Annotated in this window: 16 protein-coding genes and 1 tRNA gene; 6 read left to right on the top strand and 11 right to left on the bottom strand. The window is 65.0% G+C overall.

Going from position 1 to position 13,532, the window contains the following annotated elements; all coding sequences use genetic code 11:
- Positions 1 to 40 precede the first annotated feature (40 nt).
- The 7 genes from GWG65_RS02085 to GWG65_RS02055 all read right to left on the bottom strand — a co-directional run bounded on the left by GWG65_RS02085 (position 41) and on the right by GWG65_RS02055 (position 6,952).
- Positions 41 to 1,123, bottom strand: a complete 1,083-nt coding sequence (locus GWG65_RS02085) for an ABC transporter permease (RefSeq protein WP_275193928.1) — start codon at positions 1,121 to 1,123, stop codon at positions 41 to 43.
- Entirely contained in the window at positions 1,123 to 1,881 is a 759-nt protein-coding gene (locus GWG65_RS02080) for an ATP-binding cassette domain-containing protein (RefSeq protein WP_275193641.1), read from the bottom strand. The genes GWG65_RS02085 and GWG65_RS02080 overlap by 1 nt, the downstream gene beginning before the upstream one ends.
- 13 nt (positions 1,882 to 1,894) lie before the next feature.
- Positions 1,895 to 3,217, bottom strand: a complete 1,323-nt coding sequence (xylA, locus tag GWG65_RS02075) for a xylose isomerase (protein ID WP_275193640.1) — start codon at positions 3,215 to 3,217, stop codon at positions 1,895 to 1,897.
- Positions 3,218 to 4,672: a xylulokinase gene (xylB, locus tag GWG65_RS02070; protein ID WP_275193638.1), complete on the bottom strand. Its 1,455-nt coding sequence runs from the start codon at positions 4,670 to 4,672 to the stop codon at positions 3,218 to 3,220.
- Between the two features lie 80 nt (positions 4,673 to 4,752).
- Entirely contained in the window at positions 4,753 to 5,799 is a 1,047-nt protein-coding gene (locus tag GWG65_RS02065) for a LacI family DNA-binding transcriptional regulator (RefSeq protein ID WP_275193637.1), read from the bottom strand.
- A 96-nt stretch (positions 5,800 to 5,895) separates the two neighbouring features.
- Complete coding sequence (locus GWG65_RS02060) at positions 5,896 to 6,360, bottom strand: GNAT family N-acetyltransferase (RefSeq protein WP_275193636.1); 465 nt, start codon at positions 6,358 to 6,360, stop codon at positions 5,896 to 5,898.
- A 10-nt stretch (positions 6,361 to 6,370) separates the two neighbouring features.
- Complete coding sequence (locus GWG65_RS02055) at positions 6,371 to 6,952, bottom strand: XRE family transcriptional regulator (protein WP_275193635.1); 582 nt, start codon at positions 6,950 to 6,952, stop codon at positions 6,371 to 6,373.
- Positions 6,953 to 7,366: 414 nt separating this feature from the next.
- Here GWG65_RS02055 and GWG65_RS02050 point away from each other — a divergent pair, with 414 nt between their 5' ends.
- Positions 7,367 to 7,663 (top strand): hypothetical protein, encoded by a 297-nt coding sequence (locus GWG65_RS02050; RefSeq protein ID WP_275193634.1) that lies wholly within the window; start codon positions 7,367 to 7,369, stop codon positions 7,661 to 7,663.
- A 9-nt stretch (positions 7,664 to 7,672) separates the two neighbouring features.
- Here GWG65_RS02050 and GWG65_RS02045 read toward each other — a convergent pair whose 3' ends face one another.
- The 3 genes from GWG65_RS02045 to GWG65_RS02035 form a co-directional block, all read right to left on the bottom strand.
- Positions 7,673 to 8,029 (bottom strand): hypothetical protein, encoded by a 357-nt coding sequence (locus tag GWG65_RS02045; protein ID WP_275193633.1) that lies wholly within the window; start codon positions 8,027 to 8,029, stop codon positions 7,673 to 7,675.
- Positions 8,030 to 8,159: 130 nt separating this feature from the next.
- On the bottom strand, positions 8,160 to 8,339 hold the full coding sequence (locus GWG65_RS02040; protein WP_275193632.1) for a hypothetical protein: 180 nt from the start codon (positions 8,337 to 8,339) through the stop codon (positions 8,160 to 8,162).
- 369 nt (positions 8,340 to 8,708) lie between these two features.
- Positions 8,709 to 8,782, bottom strand: a tRNA-Gly gene (locus tag GWG65_RS02035).
- 176 nt (positions 8,783 to 8,958) lie between these two features.
- Here GWG65_RS02035 and GWG65_RS02030 point away from each other — a divergent pair.
- From GWG65_RS02030 to GWG65_RS02010, 5 genes are all read left to right on the top strand, one after another.
- The gene (locus GWG65_RS02030; protein ID WP_275193631.1) at positions 8,959 to 9,537 is read left to right on the top strand and encodes a methylated-DNA--[protein]-cysteine S-methyltransferase; all 579 of its coding nucleotides are present in this window, start codon (positions 8,959 to 8,961) and stop codon (positions 9,535 to 9,537) included.
- Positions 9,538 to 9,546: 9 nt separating this feature from the next.
- Complete coding sequence (locus GWG65_RS02025; protein ID WP_275193629.1) at positions 9,547 to 10,386, top strand: AraC family transcriptional regulator; 840 nt, start codon at positions 9,547 to 9,549, stop codon at positions 10,384 to 10,386.
- 56 nt (positions 10,387 to 10,442) lie between these two features.
- Positions 10,443 to 10,802: a VOC family protein gene (locus tag GWG65_RS02020; RefSeq protein ID WP_275193628.1), complete on the top strand. Its 360-nt coding sequence runs from the start codon at positions 10,443 to 10,445 to the stop codon at positions 10,800 to 10,802.
- 205 nt (positions 10,803 to 11,007) lie between these two features.
- Positions 11,008 to 11,409 carry an SRPBCC family protein gene (locus GWG65_RS02015; protein ID WP_275193627.1) on the top strand — a complete coding sequence of 134 codons (402 nt, stop codon included), beginning with the start codon at positions 11,008 to 11,010 and terminating at the stop codon, positions 11,407 to 11,409.
- A 112-nt stretch (positions 11,410 to 11,521) separates the two neighbouring features.
- Positions 11,522 to 11,989 (top strand): hypothetical protein, encoded by a 468-nt coding sequence (locus GWG65_RS02010; protein WP_275193626.1) that lies wholly within the window; start codon positions 11,522 to 11,524, stop codon positions 11,987 to 11,989.
- Here GWG65_RS02010 and GWG65_RS02005 read toward each other — a convergent pair.
- Positions 11,986 to 13,431, bottom strand: a complete 1,446-nt coding sequence (locus tag GWG65_RS02005; protein ID WP_275193625.1) for an MATE family efflux transporter — start codon at positions 13,429 to 13,431, stop codon at positions 11,986 to 11,988. The two genes, GWG65_RS02010 and GWG65_RS02005, sit on opposite strands and share 4 nt — an antisense overlap.
- Positions 13,432 to 13,532 lie beyond the last annotated feature (101 nt).

Below are 13,532 nucleotides of genomic sequence, written 5' to 3'. Positions count from 1 at the left end.
GCGGATAGACGATCTTTCGTTGTCCTTCCGGAGTAACTCGTTAAGTCATGCGCGAGCGGATACGGTCGACCAGCACGGCAAGGATGATGATCACGCCGACCAGCGTCTGCTGCCAGTAGGAGTTGACCTGCGCGAGCACGAGGCCGTTGCGGATCACCTCCAGCAGCACGCAGCCGACGATGGCCCCAAGCGGGCCGCCGAGGCCGCCGGCGAGATTGGCGCCGCCGATGACGGCGGCGGCGATGACGTTGAGTTCGTAGGACGTCGCCATGTTCGCGGGCGCGGATCCCAGCCAGCCGGAGATGATGATGCCCTGGAGACCTGCCGCGAGCGCGCAGATTACATAGACCTCGATCTTCACCCGCACGACCGGGATGCCGGTCAACTCCGCGGCCTTCTCATTGCCGCCGAGCGCGAAGACGTGACGGCCGAAGCTCGTATGATGCAGCACGACCGCCATCACGGCCGCGAGGATTACGAGATAGATGAACGGCGCCGGCACGCCGAGCACATCACCCGAGGTCAGCGCATAGAAATAATCGGCGTCCGGCCCGCCGGGAAAGCTGCCGCGGCCGTTGGAGACGACATAGCCGAGGCCGCGCACGATCGAGAGCATGCCGAGCGTGGTGACGAAGGGCGACAGCCCGAGCACCGCGATGCAGAAGCCGTTGACGAGGCCGACGAGCAGCGAGACCACCAACCCGGCGACGACCGAGACGACCAGGATCAGGCCGGGCACGTTGGCGACCACGGTCTTGCCGTCGGCGGCGAGGTGCACGAACAGCGACGCGCCGGGCATGCCCGGCGTCGAAAGGCCCGACATCACCATCGAGGTGATCATGGCGGCGAAGCACATCAGCGAGCCGACCGAGAGGTCGATGCCGCCGGTGATGATGACGAAGGTGACGCCGAGCGTGGCGATGGCGATGAAGGAAAAGTTCTTCGCCACGTTCTGCATATTGCCCTGGGTGAAGAAATACGGGCTGGCGAAATGCATCACCACCAGCAGCGCCAGCAGCGCCAGCAGGACGTAGCCGGTCTGCGACGCGAAGATGCCGCGCTGCCACCATCTGATGCGGCCGATATTGGTGAAGCTGATCGGATTTTCCAGGGGCAGGGTCATCATGCAGCCTCCTTCGCGCCGGTGATGAGGGCCGTGACCTCTTCAGGGGATGTGTCATGGATCGCCTTGTCCGCCCGCTTCTCGCCGCGGCGCATGACGACGACACGGTCGCAGACGGCAAACACGTCGGGCATGCGGTGCGAGATCAGCATGACGGCAACGCCCTGCTCCTTCAGACGATGGATCAGGCTCAGCACCTGCTCGACCTGGCGCACCGAGATCGCCGCCGTCGGCTCGTCCATCATCACGAGCTTTGCGTTGGAAAGCCTGGTACGCGCGATCGCGACGGCCTGACGCTGGCCGCCGGACATCTGCTTGACGAGATCGTGCGGCCGCGTCTCCGAGCGCAATTCGCCGAACAGCTTCAGCGCGCGCGACGCCATCGCCTTGTGATCGAGCAGCGCGATCGGCCCGAACTTGCGCGTGAGCTCGCGGCCCAGAAACACGTTGGCTGCGGCCGTGAGGTTATCGGCGAGCGCGAGATCCTGATAGACGACCTCGATCCCGACCGCGCGGGCATCGATGGGCCGGTAGAAATGGACCGCATTGCCGTCGAAACGGACCTCGCCATGGGTGGGGCGAAAATTTCCGGCGATGATCTTCACCAGCGTCGACTTGCCGGCGCCGTTGTCGCCCATCAGGCCGACCACTTCGCCGGGGTGCACGTGCATGTCGACGCCGTGCAGCGCGCGGATCGCGCCGAACTCCTTGCCGATGCCGGTCAGTTCCAGGATCGGGGTTGCTCCAGTACTTGCCATCAGCGGCCTTTCCTCAGACATAGCGGTTGACCAGCGATTCCAGATATTCCTGCCGGCCCGAGCGCGGCTGCGGATCGAAGCCCGGGCTGAGCGCGCGGTCGGCGAGATCGGCGAGCGAACGTTGCCCGCCGAGAATGGCGCGGCCTTCAGGGCCCGCCCATCCGCCGTAGCGCTCGGCGAGCGGCGCGGTGAGAGCGCCAGCGTCGAGCATGTCGGCCGCGACAAGGAAGGCGCGCGCGCAGGCGTCCATCGAGCCGACATGGGCGTGGATCAAATCATCGGGGTCGATCGACTGCCGCCGGATCTTGGCGTCGAAATTGAGCCCGCCCGAGGTGAAGCCGCCGCGGTTCAGGAGCTCGTGGAACACCAACGCGAGCTCGGGCACGTTCATCGCGAACTGGTCAGTGTCCCAGCCGAGCAGGTCGTCGCCGCGGTTGATGTCGAGCGAGCCGAAGATTCCGAGCGCCTCGGCGAGCGCGACCTCGTGATGGAAGGAGTGGCCGGCAAGGATGGCGTGGTTCTGCTCGACGTTGAGCTTGACGTCGTTCAGCAGATCGTAGCGCTCAAGGAAGCCGTAGCAGGTGGCGACGTCGAAATCATATTGATGCTTGGTCGGCTCCTTCGGCTTGGGCTCGATCAGGATCGGGCCCTTGAAGCCGATCTTGTGCTTATGCTCGACCACTAGCGCGACGAAGCGGCCGAGCTGGTCGAGCTCGCGCTTGAGATCGGTGTTGAGCAGGGTCTCATAGCCTTCGCGCCCGCCCCACATCACGTAGTTCTGGCCGCCGAGCCGGTGCGTCACCTCCAGCGCGGCGCGGACCTGGCCGGCGGCATAGGTGAAGACGTCGGGATCCGGATTGGTCGCGGCACCCGCCATGTAGCGGCGATGCGTGAACAAATTGGCGGTGCCCCAGAGCAGGCGGACTTTGCCCGAGGCCATCTTCTGTTCGAACAGATCGGCAATCGCGTTGAGATTGGCGACGGACTCCGCGAGCGAGGCGCCCTCCGGCGCCGCATCGACGTCGTGGAAGGTAAAGAAGGGCACATCCAGCAGGCGGAACAGTTCGAAGGCGATGTCGGCCTTCGCGCGCGCCAGCGCCATCGGATCGGTGCCGTGATGCCAGGGTCGCAAAAATGTCTCGCCGCCGAAGGGATCGCCGCCCGGCCAGCACAGCGAATGCCAATAGCAGACCGCAAAGCGCAAATGATCCTCGAGCCGCCGGCCATGCACGATACGGTCCTTGTCGTACCAGCGGAAGGCGAGCGGGCTCTTGGCATCCTTGCCGCCGAAGGCGACAGGTTGGGTTGCATCGAAGAATTTGGCTGGCGCGTTCACTTAAATCGGCTCCTTCAACGCGGGGTAGAGATTGCGCCAGCGGCGATAGGCATCGTCGTAGGCGGAGGTGACGGATGCCCGCGGCGCGAAACTTGCGAGCCGCCGCGGACGAACACAGACCTGGGCCGGGTCTTCGCCCGTCGCAGCGATGCGGCCGAGTCGGGCGGCGCCGAGCGCGGCCCCCACCTCGCCTTCTTCGACGCGATGGACGGGGATGCCGAGCACGTCGGCACAGATCTGCGCCCATAGCGGCGAGCGCGAGCCGCCGCCGACGAGGTCGACTTCCGCGATCGGCCCGCTCGCCGCGCTCAGCGCCGCCAGATTGTCGCGCGCGGCGTAAGCGACGCCTTCGAGCACGGCCTGGACCATCTGGCCGCGCCCGGTCGCGCCGCGCAGGCCGACGAAGGCGCCGCTGGCGGCAGCGTCGTTGTGCGGCGTGCGCTCGCCGTCGAGATACGGCAGGAACTTGACCGGACTGGGTCCGTCGACGTGCTCGCCGAGCGGCGCCAGCAGCGCGGCGGCCGGCGTCTCCATCACGCCCGCGAGCCAGGCGAGCGAAGCCGCCGCCGACAGCATCACACCCATCTGGTGCCAGAGGCCGGGCAGCGCGTGGCAGAACGCATGCACGGCCGAGGCCGGCGCCGGTACGAAGCGATCGGTGACGCGGAACACCACGCCGGACGTTCCCAGCGACAGGAACGCATCGCCAGGTGCGATCGCGCCGAGCCCGATCGCGCTCGCCGCGCAATCGCCGGCACCGCCGGCGACCATGACGTCCTTCGCCATGCCCCAGCGCTGCGCGAATTTTGGCGCGAGCATCGCGCTGGCCGCACTGCCCTCGACGAGGCGCGGCATGTGATGCAGATCGAGCCCGGTGGCATGCAGCAGAAGCGCGGACCAGCGGCGCTGGCCGACATCGAGCCACAAAGTGCCTGCGGCGTCCGACATGTCCTCGACCATCTCGCCGGTCAGGCGGTAGCGGACATAGGCCTTGGGCAACAGCACCTTTGCGACGCGCTCGAAGATGTCGGGCTCGTGCCGCGCGACCCATAACAACTTCGGCGCGGTGAATCCGGGCATCGCCAGATTGCCGGCAATGGCGTGCAGCGACGGACAGCGCCGCTCGAGCCGGTCGCATTCGGCCTGCGAGCGGCCGTCGTTCCAGAGAATGGCCGGGCGCAGCGGACGACCGTCTTCGCCGAGCAGCGTCGCGCCATGCATCTGGCCGGACAGCCCGATGCCGCGCACCTGCGCGACCTCGCGCGGATTATGGGCTGCGAGATCGTCGACGGCGCCGATCGCCGCATCGACCCAGGCGTCGGGATCCTGCTCGGACCACAGCGGCGCGGGATGCGACAGCGCGAGCTCGCGCGCCGCCGTCGCGACAATCGCGCCGGCTTCGCTCACGAGCACCGCTTTCACACCGGACGTGCCGATGTCCATGCCGAGATACACGCCTTGTCCTCCCATGCTGACCCGGTTGGCGATCTCCGTCGCCTGTTCCGCGGGCCGTCCTCACCAATCCACGCTGCCGCCTAGGGCAGATTGTCCCGCATCACGATGTCGATCCTGATCTTCTCCTGTTCGCGCAGGATCGGCTCGCCGCGCGCGAGCGCCAGCAACACGCGCACGGCGGCGCGCGCTTCGTGTCCCGGGTTCTGCGAGATCGCGGCATCCATCACACCCTGCAACAACAGCCGGCGCGTCAACGCCGTGACGTCGTGTCCGACGAACACCACCTGCTTGTCGCGGCCGGCATCGCCCAACGCTTTGGCGACGCCTTGCGTGCCGGCGCCGACGTTATAAAGGCCGACAATGTCAGCATGTCTGCCGAACATCCGCGCCAAAACCTGTTCCGAACGGTCGTCCTCGTCGCGTCCCTCCAGCACCGGCAGCACGCTGAGCTCCGGAAACTCCGAGGCCATCACCTGGGTGAAGCCGAAGATGCGCTCGGCGTGGTCGCGCAGGCCCTGCGAGCCGGCGAGGATCGCGACCTTGCCGGAGCTTTGGCCGGCGAGCCGCCCGACCAGCGCGCCGGCGGTGCGGCCGGCCGCAATGTTGTCGATGCCGACATAATGATGGCGGCGCGACGAGGGCACGTCCGAGACCAGCGTCACCACCTTGGTGCCGGCATCGACCAGATCGTTGATCGCGGCGCGGACGCCCGGATGGTCGAGCGCGACCACCGCGACGCCATCATAGTCTCCCGCCAGCGCCTCCAGCGAAGCGGCAAGCACGGAAGCGTCGAACACGTCGGTCGCGATCATCTCGACGCCGAGGCGGCGGGCCGCAAGCCAGCCCGACATCTCGCCGAGATAAGCCTCGATCTGCTGCATGAACGGGTTCGGCCCCGACGGCATCACGAAGGCGAAGCGGCGGGCGCGGCCGCGGGCAAGCTCGGCGGCGGCGACATGCGGCTGGAACGCGTTGCGCGCGATCGCCTCCTGGACCCGCCGCATCGTGTCCGGCCGTACGCCGGGGCGGTTGTGCAGGACGCGGTCGACCGTCGCCAGGCTGACACCGGCCTGGCGGGCGATGTCCTTCAGCGTCAGCGCGGCGGCGGTGAGAGTGTCCTCGGCCATCCCTGAAGGCTAGCAGAGGTTTTCTGAGGTACGCAACTCATTTTGAGGGAGCGCCGAAATTTTGAGTTGCGAGTATCGTGGGGCCCCCGGCCGGGCTCAGCCGGCGGTCAGGTCGAGCGTCAGGAACAGGCTGTTGGGATCCTCGACATAGCCCTCGAACGGGCCACACGGGACAAAGCCGTGCGCGCGGTAGAGCGCGTGCGCCGGCTTGAAATAGTCCCATGAGCCGGTCTCCAGGCTGAGGCGAGTCATGCCGCGCGCGCGGGCTTCCGCGATGATGTGGCGGAGCATCCGGCCGCCAAAACCGCGCTGGCGTGCGGCCTGGACCGTGTGCATCGACTTCACCTCGCCATGATCGGCGAGGAGCGCCTTCAGCGCGCCAGTGGCGACCAGCATCTCGCCGTCCCAGCCGGTCCAGAATGCGACATCCGCGGCGCGCAGCCCTGCGAGGTCGAGCGCATGGGCACTGCCCGGCGCGGTCTGTGCCCGCGCGGCCGCGAGGTGATGGTCGAGCAGCGCGATCACGCGCGGATCATAGGTGTCGCCGGTGCGGATCTTCATCGCCGGGGTCTCACATCCTTCCGTAAGAGGTGCCGCGCCGCGTGATGATGACGTAGCGCGCGTCCTGTTTGGTTTCGTTCTCGAAGGTCACCGCGCGCATCACGTCGAAATCCAGGCAGTCGCCCTCGCGCAGGCGAACCGCCTTGGCGTCGATGTGCACGGCGATCGCACCCTCCAGCATCAGGAGTTGCTGGGTGAAGGCGTTGCGGCCCCAGGGGCTGTAAGGCACCCGCGCACCGGCCGGCAGGTCGACGACGATGACCTCGATGCCGCTCGCCGCATCCGTCGGCGAGGCGTGGCGCCGGCGATAGCCACTGTCGGGATCGCGCCAGTGCGGCTGGTCGGCGAGCCGCACCAGCCGCTCCGGCGGCTTCTCGGCAAGCGCCACCACGTCGCTCAGCGACACGTCGAGCGCGGCGCAGAGCCTGTTGAGCAACGACGCCGTCGCACTGCTCTGCGCCCGCTCCACCCGCCCGATCATCGCCCGGCTCACGCCCGAGCGCGCAGCGAGTTCGTTCAGCGTCATGCCGGCCTGCGTCCTCACAGTCTTCAATCGGCGACCGATCGCGCGATCGAGCTTTTGCTGGTCCATTTTTTGTAAGTCCTGGCCTTCATCCGAACATCGGCGGCGACCGGACCGCAGATTGGCGCGGGCAGACGCGAACGCCGGGAGCGAGAGGCTAATATATTGGAATCTTTGCGCGGCGTGCGACGGACAACATCGGCCGCCCTTCTCCGCTGAAGCTTCGAAGGGCATCCTGCTTCGCGCTGCCGGAATATCAAAGTCCTGCGAAGTGCCCCGGCGCGAAGCAGGATGGAGCGGGCGAAGGGAATCGAACCCTCGTATGCAGCTTGGGAAGGATTCGACGGGCAGGTAAATTCAAATAGTTACAGCTTTTGGCTCCTTTTTGGCACCTCTTTTTTGGGGTTTTGCGCGGGAAGCTAAGTTGCACCTTGCAAGCCCGATCCCACATAGTCTGGCACCCAATTGTCAGAGGAGTTGCGTATGGGTGCGATGAGCGAGCTTGCGATTTACATGGAAGAGGCACGCGATATGGCTGCGGACATGGCTGCGACTACTGGCGCGGTCCGGCGTTGTCCGCATCACGAAGATGTCCTCATTCACCAATTTGACGACGACCGCCTGCAGACGGCGTACAAACTAGCAAACAAGAAGATCACAAGCGGCGAGATCACCCTAACCGCTGGATTGAGCCGACGTGATTTCACGGACATGATCAAGGAAGCGGTGGAGCAGAGTGAGTTGGATTGTCCTCACTGTTCCAAGCTGCTAGCTGATTGAGATCAGCGCTCAGGGCTTGCCATTAAGCCAGTCCGCCACCTTGGCAGTCATCTGCTTTTCCATGACGTAGCAGCCGAAATTCTTACGGTGCTGCGCCATTACATCAGTCGCGCCCGGATATTCAAGGCTATACAGATCGTCCATCACGGTAATGACGAGAGTCATTTTGTCTGCACCGGTGAGGGTTACGATCTCCTCCGAACGCGAAATCCCAACATCTAAGAAGCCCTCGCGTAGAAACTCCTTCAAGTCAGTTTCGAGCCGCGCTGCGGCTTCGCTACGTCGTTTGATTGTTTCTGTACGACGGGGAGCGTCCTGTGCTTCGCGCTTCGCCCGTTCTTCTTCATTGCGTTTGAAGACATTCATCAATCACGTCTCCTTGCTGTAACTCCGAGCTTTTAAAGGGAGGGTGCGAAATACCTCCGTGCTCACGGCATGCACGATCTCATCTGACAGCATTTGATGGGCTCCGGCTCGGTCGATGGGAGCGTCTTTTTTAAGGATGATTTTCCGAATGTGTTCTGTGTGATTGAGCGTGAAGCGGATGCCGTAGTGCTTTAGGCGCTGACTGGTAGTCAGGCATGAACTCGACCACCACGCCCCGAAGATCATTGCCGTCGAATACGAACGACTGGAGTATCTTTTTCTCGGCCTCCTCTTTCGTCTTGTCGTACATCTCCACCACCTTATCGGGCGAGATTGTCTTTTCTACCTCTTAGTAACTGCGACGACTTTTGAGTCGTGCTTGTAACAATGACTATCACACAAGATTGCTTCTCGCTCTATTCCGCCGCCTGCTAGTGACAAAGCGAGAGAACAAAGCGCACTAGCTAATATACGTTCATTCAACCACACGATGCGAAACGCGCAACGTCGCGGTGTGGAGAGCTGCATTTCTAATTTGGTTCGTTTTTGGCACGGAAATCGTGCTCATAGGTGCCAAAAATCACAATCAATTCAACGAACGACCTATCCACAACAAGCTAGAAATGCAGCTATTTTCATACACGTGCGCTGTGCACAAACCCTGTAGAATAAGGAATTTTGGAGCGGGCGAAGGGAATCGAACCCTCGTATGCAGCTTGGGAAGCTGCCGTTCTGCCATTGAACTACGCCCGCGTTGCGCTAGTCACCAGCGCCCGCCCTGATTAGCCGAGACGGCGCCCGCCGCCAAGCGCTTTGGCGCGCCCGACCTGACGCTTGTTAACGTCTCGTCAAGATTCCAGGTGCGCCGGATTGTGGCGGTGTTATGATTGCCCGTCTGGGGAGAGCGTACACTGCGTGGGGGCGTGTGTATGGTGGGGCGTGCTTACGCGATTTTCGACACGGCGATAGGCCGCTGCGGCATCGTCTGGAGCAATTCCGGCGTGGTGGGCGTGCAATTGCCGGAGGCGCGGGAGATCGACACCCGCCGCCGGATTTTTCAGGTCCATCCCGACGCGCGCGAACGGCGGCTGTGCGAGAATGCCGAGCTTGCGATCGAGGGCATCGCAGCCCTGCTGCAAGGCAGCGATCCCGATTTTTCCGAGGTCAGCCTGGATGCCGGCGACGTGCCCCCCTTCAACCGGCGGGTCTATGAGTTCGTCTGCACCATCCCGCGCGGGGAGACGCGCACCTATCACGAGATCGCCAAGGTGTTGGGGGCTTCCGGCGCGGCGCATTCGGTAGCGCAGGCGATCGCGAAAAATCCCTACATGCTGATCGTGCCCTGCCACCGGGTGCTGGAGGCCGGCAATTACGCCGACCGGCTCTCGCCCTATGGCGGGGTGATCTCCAAGCGGCGGCTGCTGGCGCTGGACGGCGCGCATCCGGTCGCCAGCAAGACGCTGTTCGAGGTGCTGCTGCCCGTTGCCCCACCGAGGCCCTCCACCTAGATAGGTGGCATGGATGCAACCACGCTGCTGACCACGCGCGCGATGACGGTCTCCGAGTTTCGCTGCAATGCGGGACCGGCCGACAAGCCATTTGCCGAATGCCGCACCGGTCATTCCATCGCCTATGTCCGCTCCGGCAGCTTTGGCTGCCATTGCCGGGCCGGGTTCTTCGAGCTGGTGGCGGGCTCGGTGCTGGTCGGCGCGCCCGGCGACGAATACACCTGCACCCACGAGCATGTCAGCGGCGACGTCTGCCTGTCGTTCTTCCTTGCTGAGGATCTGGTCGACGCGCTCGGCGGAGGCCGCGAGGTCTGGCGGGTCGGCGCGACGCCGCCGCTGCCGGAACTGATGGTGCTGGGCGAGCTGGCGCAAGCGGCGGCAGATGGCAACAGCGACATCGGCCTCGACGAGGTCGGCCAGATTTTTGCGGGCCGCTTTGTCGATGCGGTTTCCGGCAAGACGCGCAAGCAGGCCCGGCCTTCGGCGCGCGACCGCCGCCGCGCCGTGGAAGCCGCGCTGTGGATCGACGAGAACTCGCACGGCGAGGTCGACCTCGAGCAGGCCGCGCAGCGGGCGGGCCTCAGCCCGTTCCATTTCCTGCGGCTGTTCTCCGCCGTGCTCGGCGTCACCCCGCATCAATATCTGGTGCGCTCGCGGCTGCGCCATGCGGCCCGCCTGCTGACCGACGATGACATCGCGGTCACCGATATCGCCTACGACGTCGGCTTCGGCGATCTCTCCAACTTCGTCCGCACCTTCCACCGCGCCGCCGGCGTGTCCCCGACCAGGTTCCGCCAGGCCTCGCGGGGGATGCGCAAGATTCTCCAAGAACGCCTCGCCCTCAACTGACTAGATTCGTCTCCGGCACGCGCCACCACGCGGCGCGCTTTGCAATGGAGATGATCATGTACGACCACATCGGACTGCGCGTTGCAGACCTCGACGCCGCCACGCGCTTTTACACCGCGGTGCTGGCGCCGCTCGGCTATGTCCTGTGCTCGAGCGGCGACGGCTATGCCGGGTTCGGCCCCAAGGACGCGCCGGCGCTCTGGCTGCATCTGAACAAGGGCCGCAAGGCCGACGGCGCCCACATCGCGTTTCGTGCCAAGGACCATGACGCGGTCAAGTCATTCCATAGCGAAGGACTGAAGAGCGGCGGCCGCGACAATGGCGGCGCCGGACCGCGCAGGGATTACAGCCCGACTTACTATGCGGCGTTTCTGATTGATCCGGACGGCAACAATGTCGAGGCGGTTTGTGTGTGAGATTTCGCCACTATCACCGGTGCTGTCATGCCCCGGCTTGACCGGGGCATCCAGTACGCCGCGGCTTCTCGATTCAATCACTGCCGTCTCTGGAATACTGGATCGCCCGATCAAAGTCGGGCGATGACACCTGTGACGATGGCATGCGCCTCCGCCAAGCACGCCTCATCACGACCCTTGTCTCCTCACACTCAGGAAATCCCCAATGGCCTCCATTCACAACGACATTCCCCTCAATGCGCCCGCCCGTGACGTCTGGGACGCGGTGCGTGATTTCGGCGCGCTGCATCAGCGGCTGGTGCCGGGTTTCGTCACCGCCTGCACCCTCGACGGCGATGCGCGCATCGTGACCTTTGCCAATGGCTCTGTGGCGCGCGAGGTGCTGGTCGATTGCGACAACGCACGGCAGCGGCTGGTCTATGCGATCAACAACGAGCGGCTGACGCATTACAGCGCATCGGTGCAGGTGATCGCCGACGGTGACGGCAAGTGTCGCCTCGTCTGGATCATCGACATGCTGCCGAACGAGCTTGCGCCCTATGTGCAAGCGCAGACCAAGGACGCCGTCATCGCCATGCACAAGGCGTTTCCGCCTGCAGCAGCCTGATCCGCTCTGTGACATTTCCCACAGAGCCCTGCCCTCGCCAGCCGTAACCATGGCCGCGTGCGTCCGGTTGGCTCCGCTCTCCCGGCGGCGCCACGCACGCGAGGAGCATGCCATGAGAGGTGCGGACAAGGTGATCTGCCAGGCGGCCGCCGTGCTGCTATTGTTTTCCGTCGCGAGTACGCCGGCCAAGGCGCAGTTCGCGGGCTTGGGCGGCGGCGGAGGTGCCGGCGGCGAGGACATGATGACCCAGATGGCGCCGATGCTGGAGATGATGAAGGCGAAGATGGGCAAGCGCCGCTTCGCCATGATGATGCAGACCATGGGCCCGATGATGAGCCGCATGATGGAGAATGGCGGCGGCGGGCTTGGTGGCATGATGGGCGGCGGCCTGGGTGGTCTCGGCGGCGGCGGCTTCGGCGCGCCCAATTACGGCGGCTACATGCCGGTGGGCGGAGGCGGCTATATGCCGACCGGAATGAACGGCATGGGCGGCGGCGACATGATGGCGATGATCCCGCAGCTGATGCGGCTCGCCAATGTCGGCGGCGGTGGCGGCCATCGCCGCCACCGGCATCGCTAGTCGGCCATCGTCGACAGCGCCGGCCGGATCGCAGGCTTGCTCTCGCGCGGAGCCCAGCGCGTCAGAAACACGCTGGCGCTCGAGAGCAGGCCGAGCACGACCATCGAGCTCGCAGCCAGCCAGAAGAAGCTTTGCGCGGTGGCGTCATGCGTCGACAACCACCAGCCGCAGCCGGCGATGTAGATCAGCCGCGCCGTCTGCGCCAGCACCGGCCCGATCACCTTTGCCGCGGCCTGCGACGAGAAATACATCGTGGTTGCAAGGCCGAAGAAGGCGTAGAACGGCGCGACCGTCGACAGGTATTGGTGACTTGTGGCGCGCACGGTGGCGCTGTCGGTGAAGATGTTGACCCAGAGATCTGGGAACAGCGCGACAAGGCACGCCGGGGTGCCGACGGCCACGAAGGCGGCGGCACTCGCGATCCACGCGATGCGCCGGGCGCGCGCGATGCGGCCGGCACCGATCGCCATACCCACCATCGGCACCGAGGCGATGCCGAACGAGAATGCAATCGAGGTCAGCAGGAATTCGAGCCGCGCACCGATGCCGTAGCCGGCGAGGATCGCGGTGCCGAATTTCGCCAGCATGTGGGTGAAGATCGAGATCGTCAGCACCGATTGCAACGGCGAGAAGCAGGCGATGGCGCCGACCTTCAAGATGTCGAAGAACATCGCCCATTGCACGCGCAAGCCGCGCAGCTTCGGCACGACGCGCGCACGGCCGGAGAACAGGTACCAGCCCATCACGCAGATGTTCATGGAATAGGCGATCAGCGCGCCGGCAGCGACGCCGCGCATGCCGAGCTGCGGCACGGGACCGAGCCCGAGACCCAGCGTGCCGCCGAGCACGACCTGCCAGACCGCGGAATTGAGGATCAACAATGACGGCAGCTTCATGTTGCCGGTGCCGCGCAGCACGCCGGCCATGGTGTTGAGCAGCCAGGGCAGCACGGCGCCGCCAAAAAACACCTGCGTGTAGGCAACCGCATGCGTCAGCACATCGCCGCGGCCGCCGAGCATTTCCAGGACCTGCGGGCCGAAGATCAGCATGCCCAGCATGAAGACGAGGCCGAAGGCGATGCCGATCAGCATCGCATGCGCAGCGAGCGTTCCGGCCCGTTCGCGATCGCCGGCGCCGATCGCGCGCGCGATGGCCGAGGCAACCGCGCCGCCCATGGCGCCGCCGGACATCGTCATGGTCAGGATTACGGTCGGAAATACCAGCGCCATCGCAGCCAGCGCTTCCACACCAAGCCGTCCGATATAGGAGGTTTCCGCGATCACCACGCAGGTACCGGCCGACAGCGCAATGACGTTCGGCCAAGCGAGTCCGAGCAGCGTGCGCAGGATCGGGCCGTCCATCAGTGCGCTCTTCACGGGGCGCGGGGGCGGCGGCAACGGACGCTCTTGCTCATCGACCGGGATTTCGGCGATGTCGGACATTTCCTCTCCCGGGCACGGATCGCCGGCATGCGGCGGGCAATAACTAGGTGTGCCAATTGTTTTCTTCGCGCAAAAAGGCGCGTTGCGAGGCTTGTTAGCAC

It is taken from the genome of Bradyrhizobium sp. CSA207, from assembly GCF_029051685.1.
Classification (GTDB): Bacteria; Pseudomonadota; Alphaproteobacteria; order Rhizobiales; family Xanthobacteraceae; genus Bradyrhizobium.
The sequence above is the reverse complement of the archived record's forward strand: the minus strand, read 5'-3'. Positions and strand labels throughout refer to the sequence as shown.

Coding starts and splice junctions, on each gene's coding strand:
- GWG65_RS02055 (WP_275193635.1), bottom strand. CDS start 6,952: ATGGACCAGCAAAAGCTCGATCGCGCGATCGGTCGCCGATTGAAGACT.
- GWG65_RS02030 (WP_275193631.1), top strand. CDS start 8,959: ATGGTGGGGCGTGCTTACGCGATTTTCGACACGGCGATAGGCCGCTGC.
- GWG65_RS02050 (WP_275193634.1), top strand. CDS start 7,367: ATGGGTGCGATGAGCGAGCTTGCGATTTACATGGAAGAGGCACGCGAT.
- GWG65_RS02040 (WP_275193632.1), bottom strand. CDS start 8,339: ATGTACGACAAGACGAAAGAGGAGGCCGAGAAAAAGATACTCCAGTCG.
- GWG65_RS02085 (WP_275193928.1), bottom strand. CDS start 1,123: ATGACCCTGCCCCTGGAAAATCCGATCAGCTTCACCAATATCGGCCGC.
- GWG65_RS02015 (WP_275193627.1), top strand. CDS start 11,008: ATGGCCTCCATTCACAACGACATTCCCCTCAATGCGCCCGCCCGTGAC.
- GWG65_RS02065 (WP_275193637.1), bottom strand. CDS start 5,799: ATGGCCGAGGACACTCTCACCGCCGCCGCGCTGACGCTGAAGGACATC.
- GWG65_RS02010 (WP_275193626.1), top strand. CDS start 11,522: ATGAGAGGTGCGGACAAGGTGATCTGCCAGGCGGCCGCCGTGCTGCTA.
- GWG65_RS02025 (WP_275193629.1), top strand. CDS start 9,547: ATGGATGCAACCACGCTGCTGACCACGCGCGCGATGACGGTCTCCGAG.
- GWG65_RS02060 (WP_275193636.1), bottom strand. CDS start 6,360: ATGAAGATCCGCACCGGCGACACCTATGATCCGCGCGTGATCGCGCTG.
- GWG65_RS02005 (WP_275193625.1), bottom strand. CDS start 13,431: ATGTCCGACATCGCCGAAATCCCGGTCGATGAGCAAGAGCGTCCGTTG.
- GWG65_RS02045 (WP_275193633.1), bottom strand. CDS start 8,029: ATGAATGTCTTCAAACGCAATGAAGAAGAACGGGCGAAGCGCGAAGCA.
- GWG65_RS02080 (WP_275193641.1), bottom strand. CDS start 1,881: ATGGCAAGTACTGGAGCAACCCCGATCCTGGAACTGACCGGCATCGGC.
- GWG65_RS02020 (WP_275193628.1), top strand. CDS start 10,443: ATGTACGACCACATCGGACTGCGCGTTGCAGACCTCGACGCCGCCACG.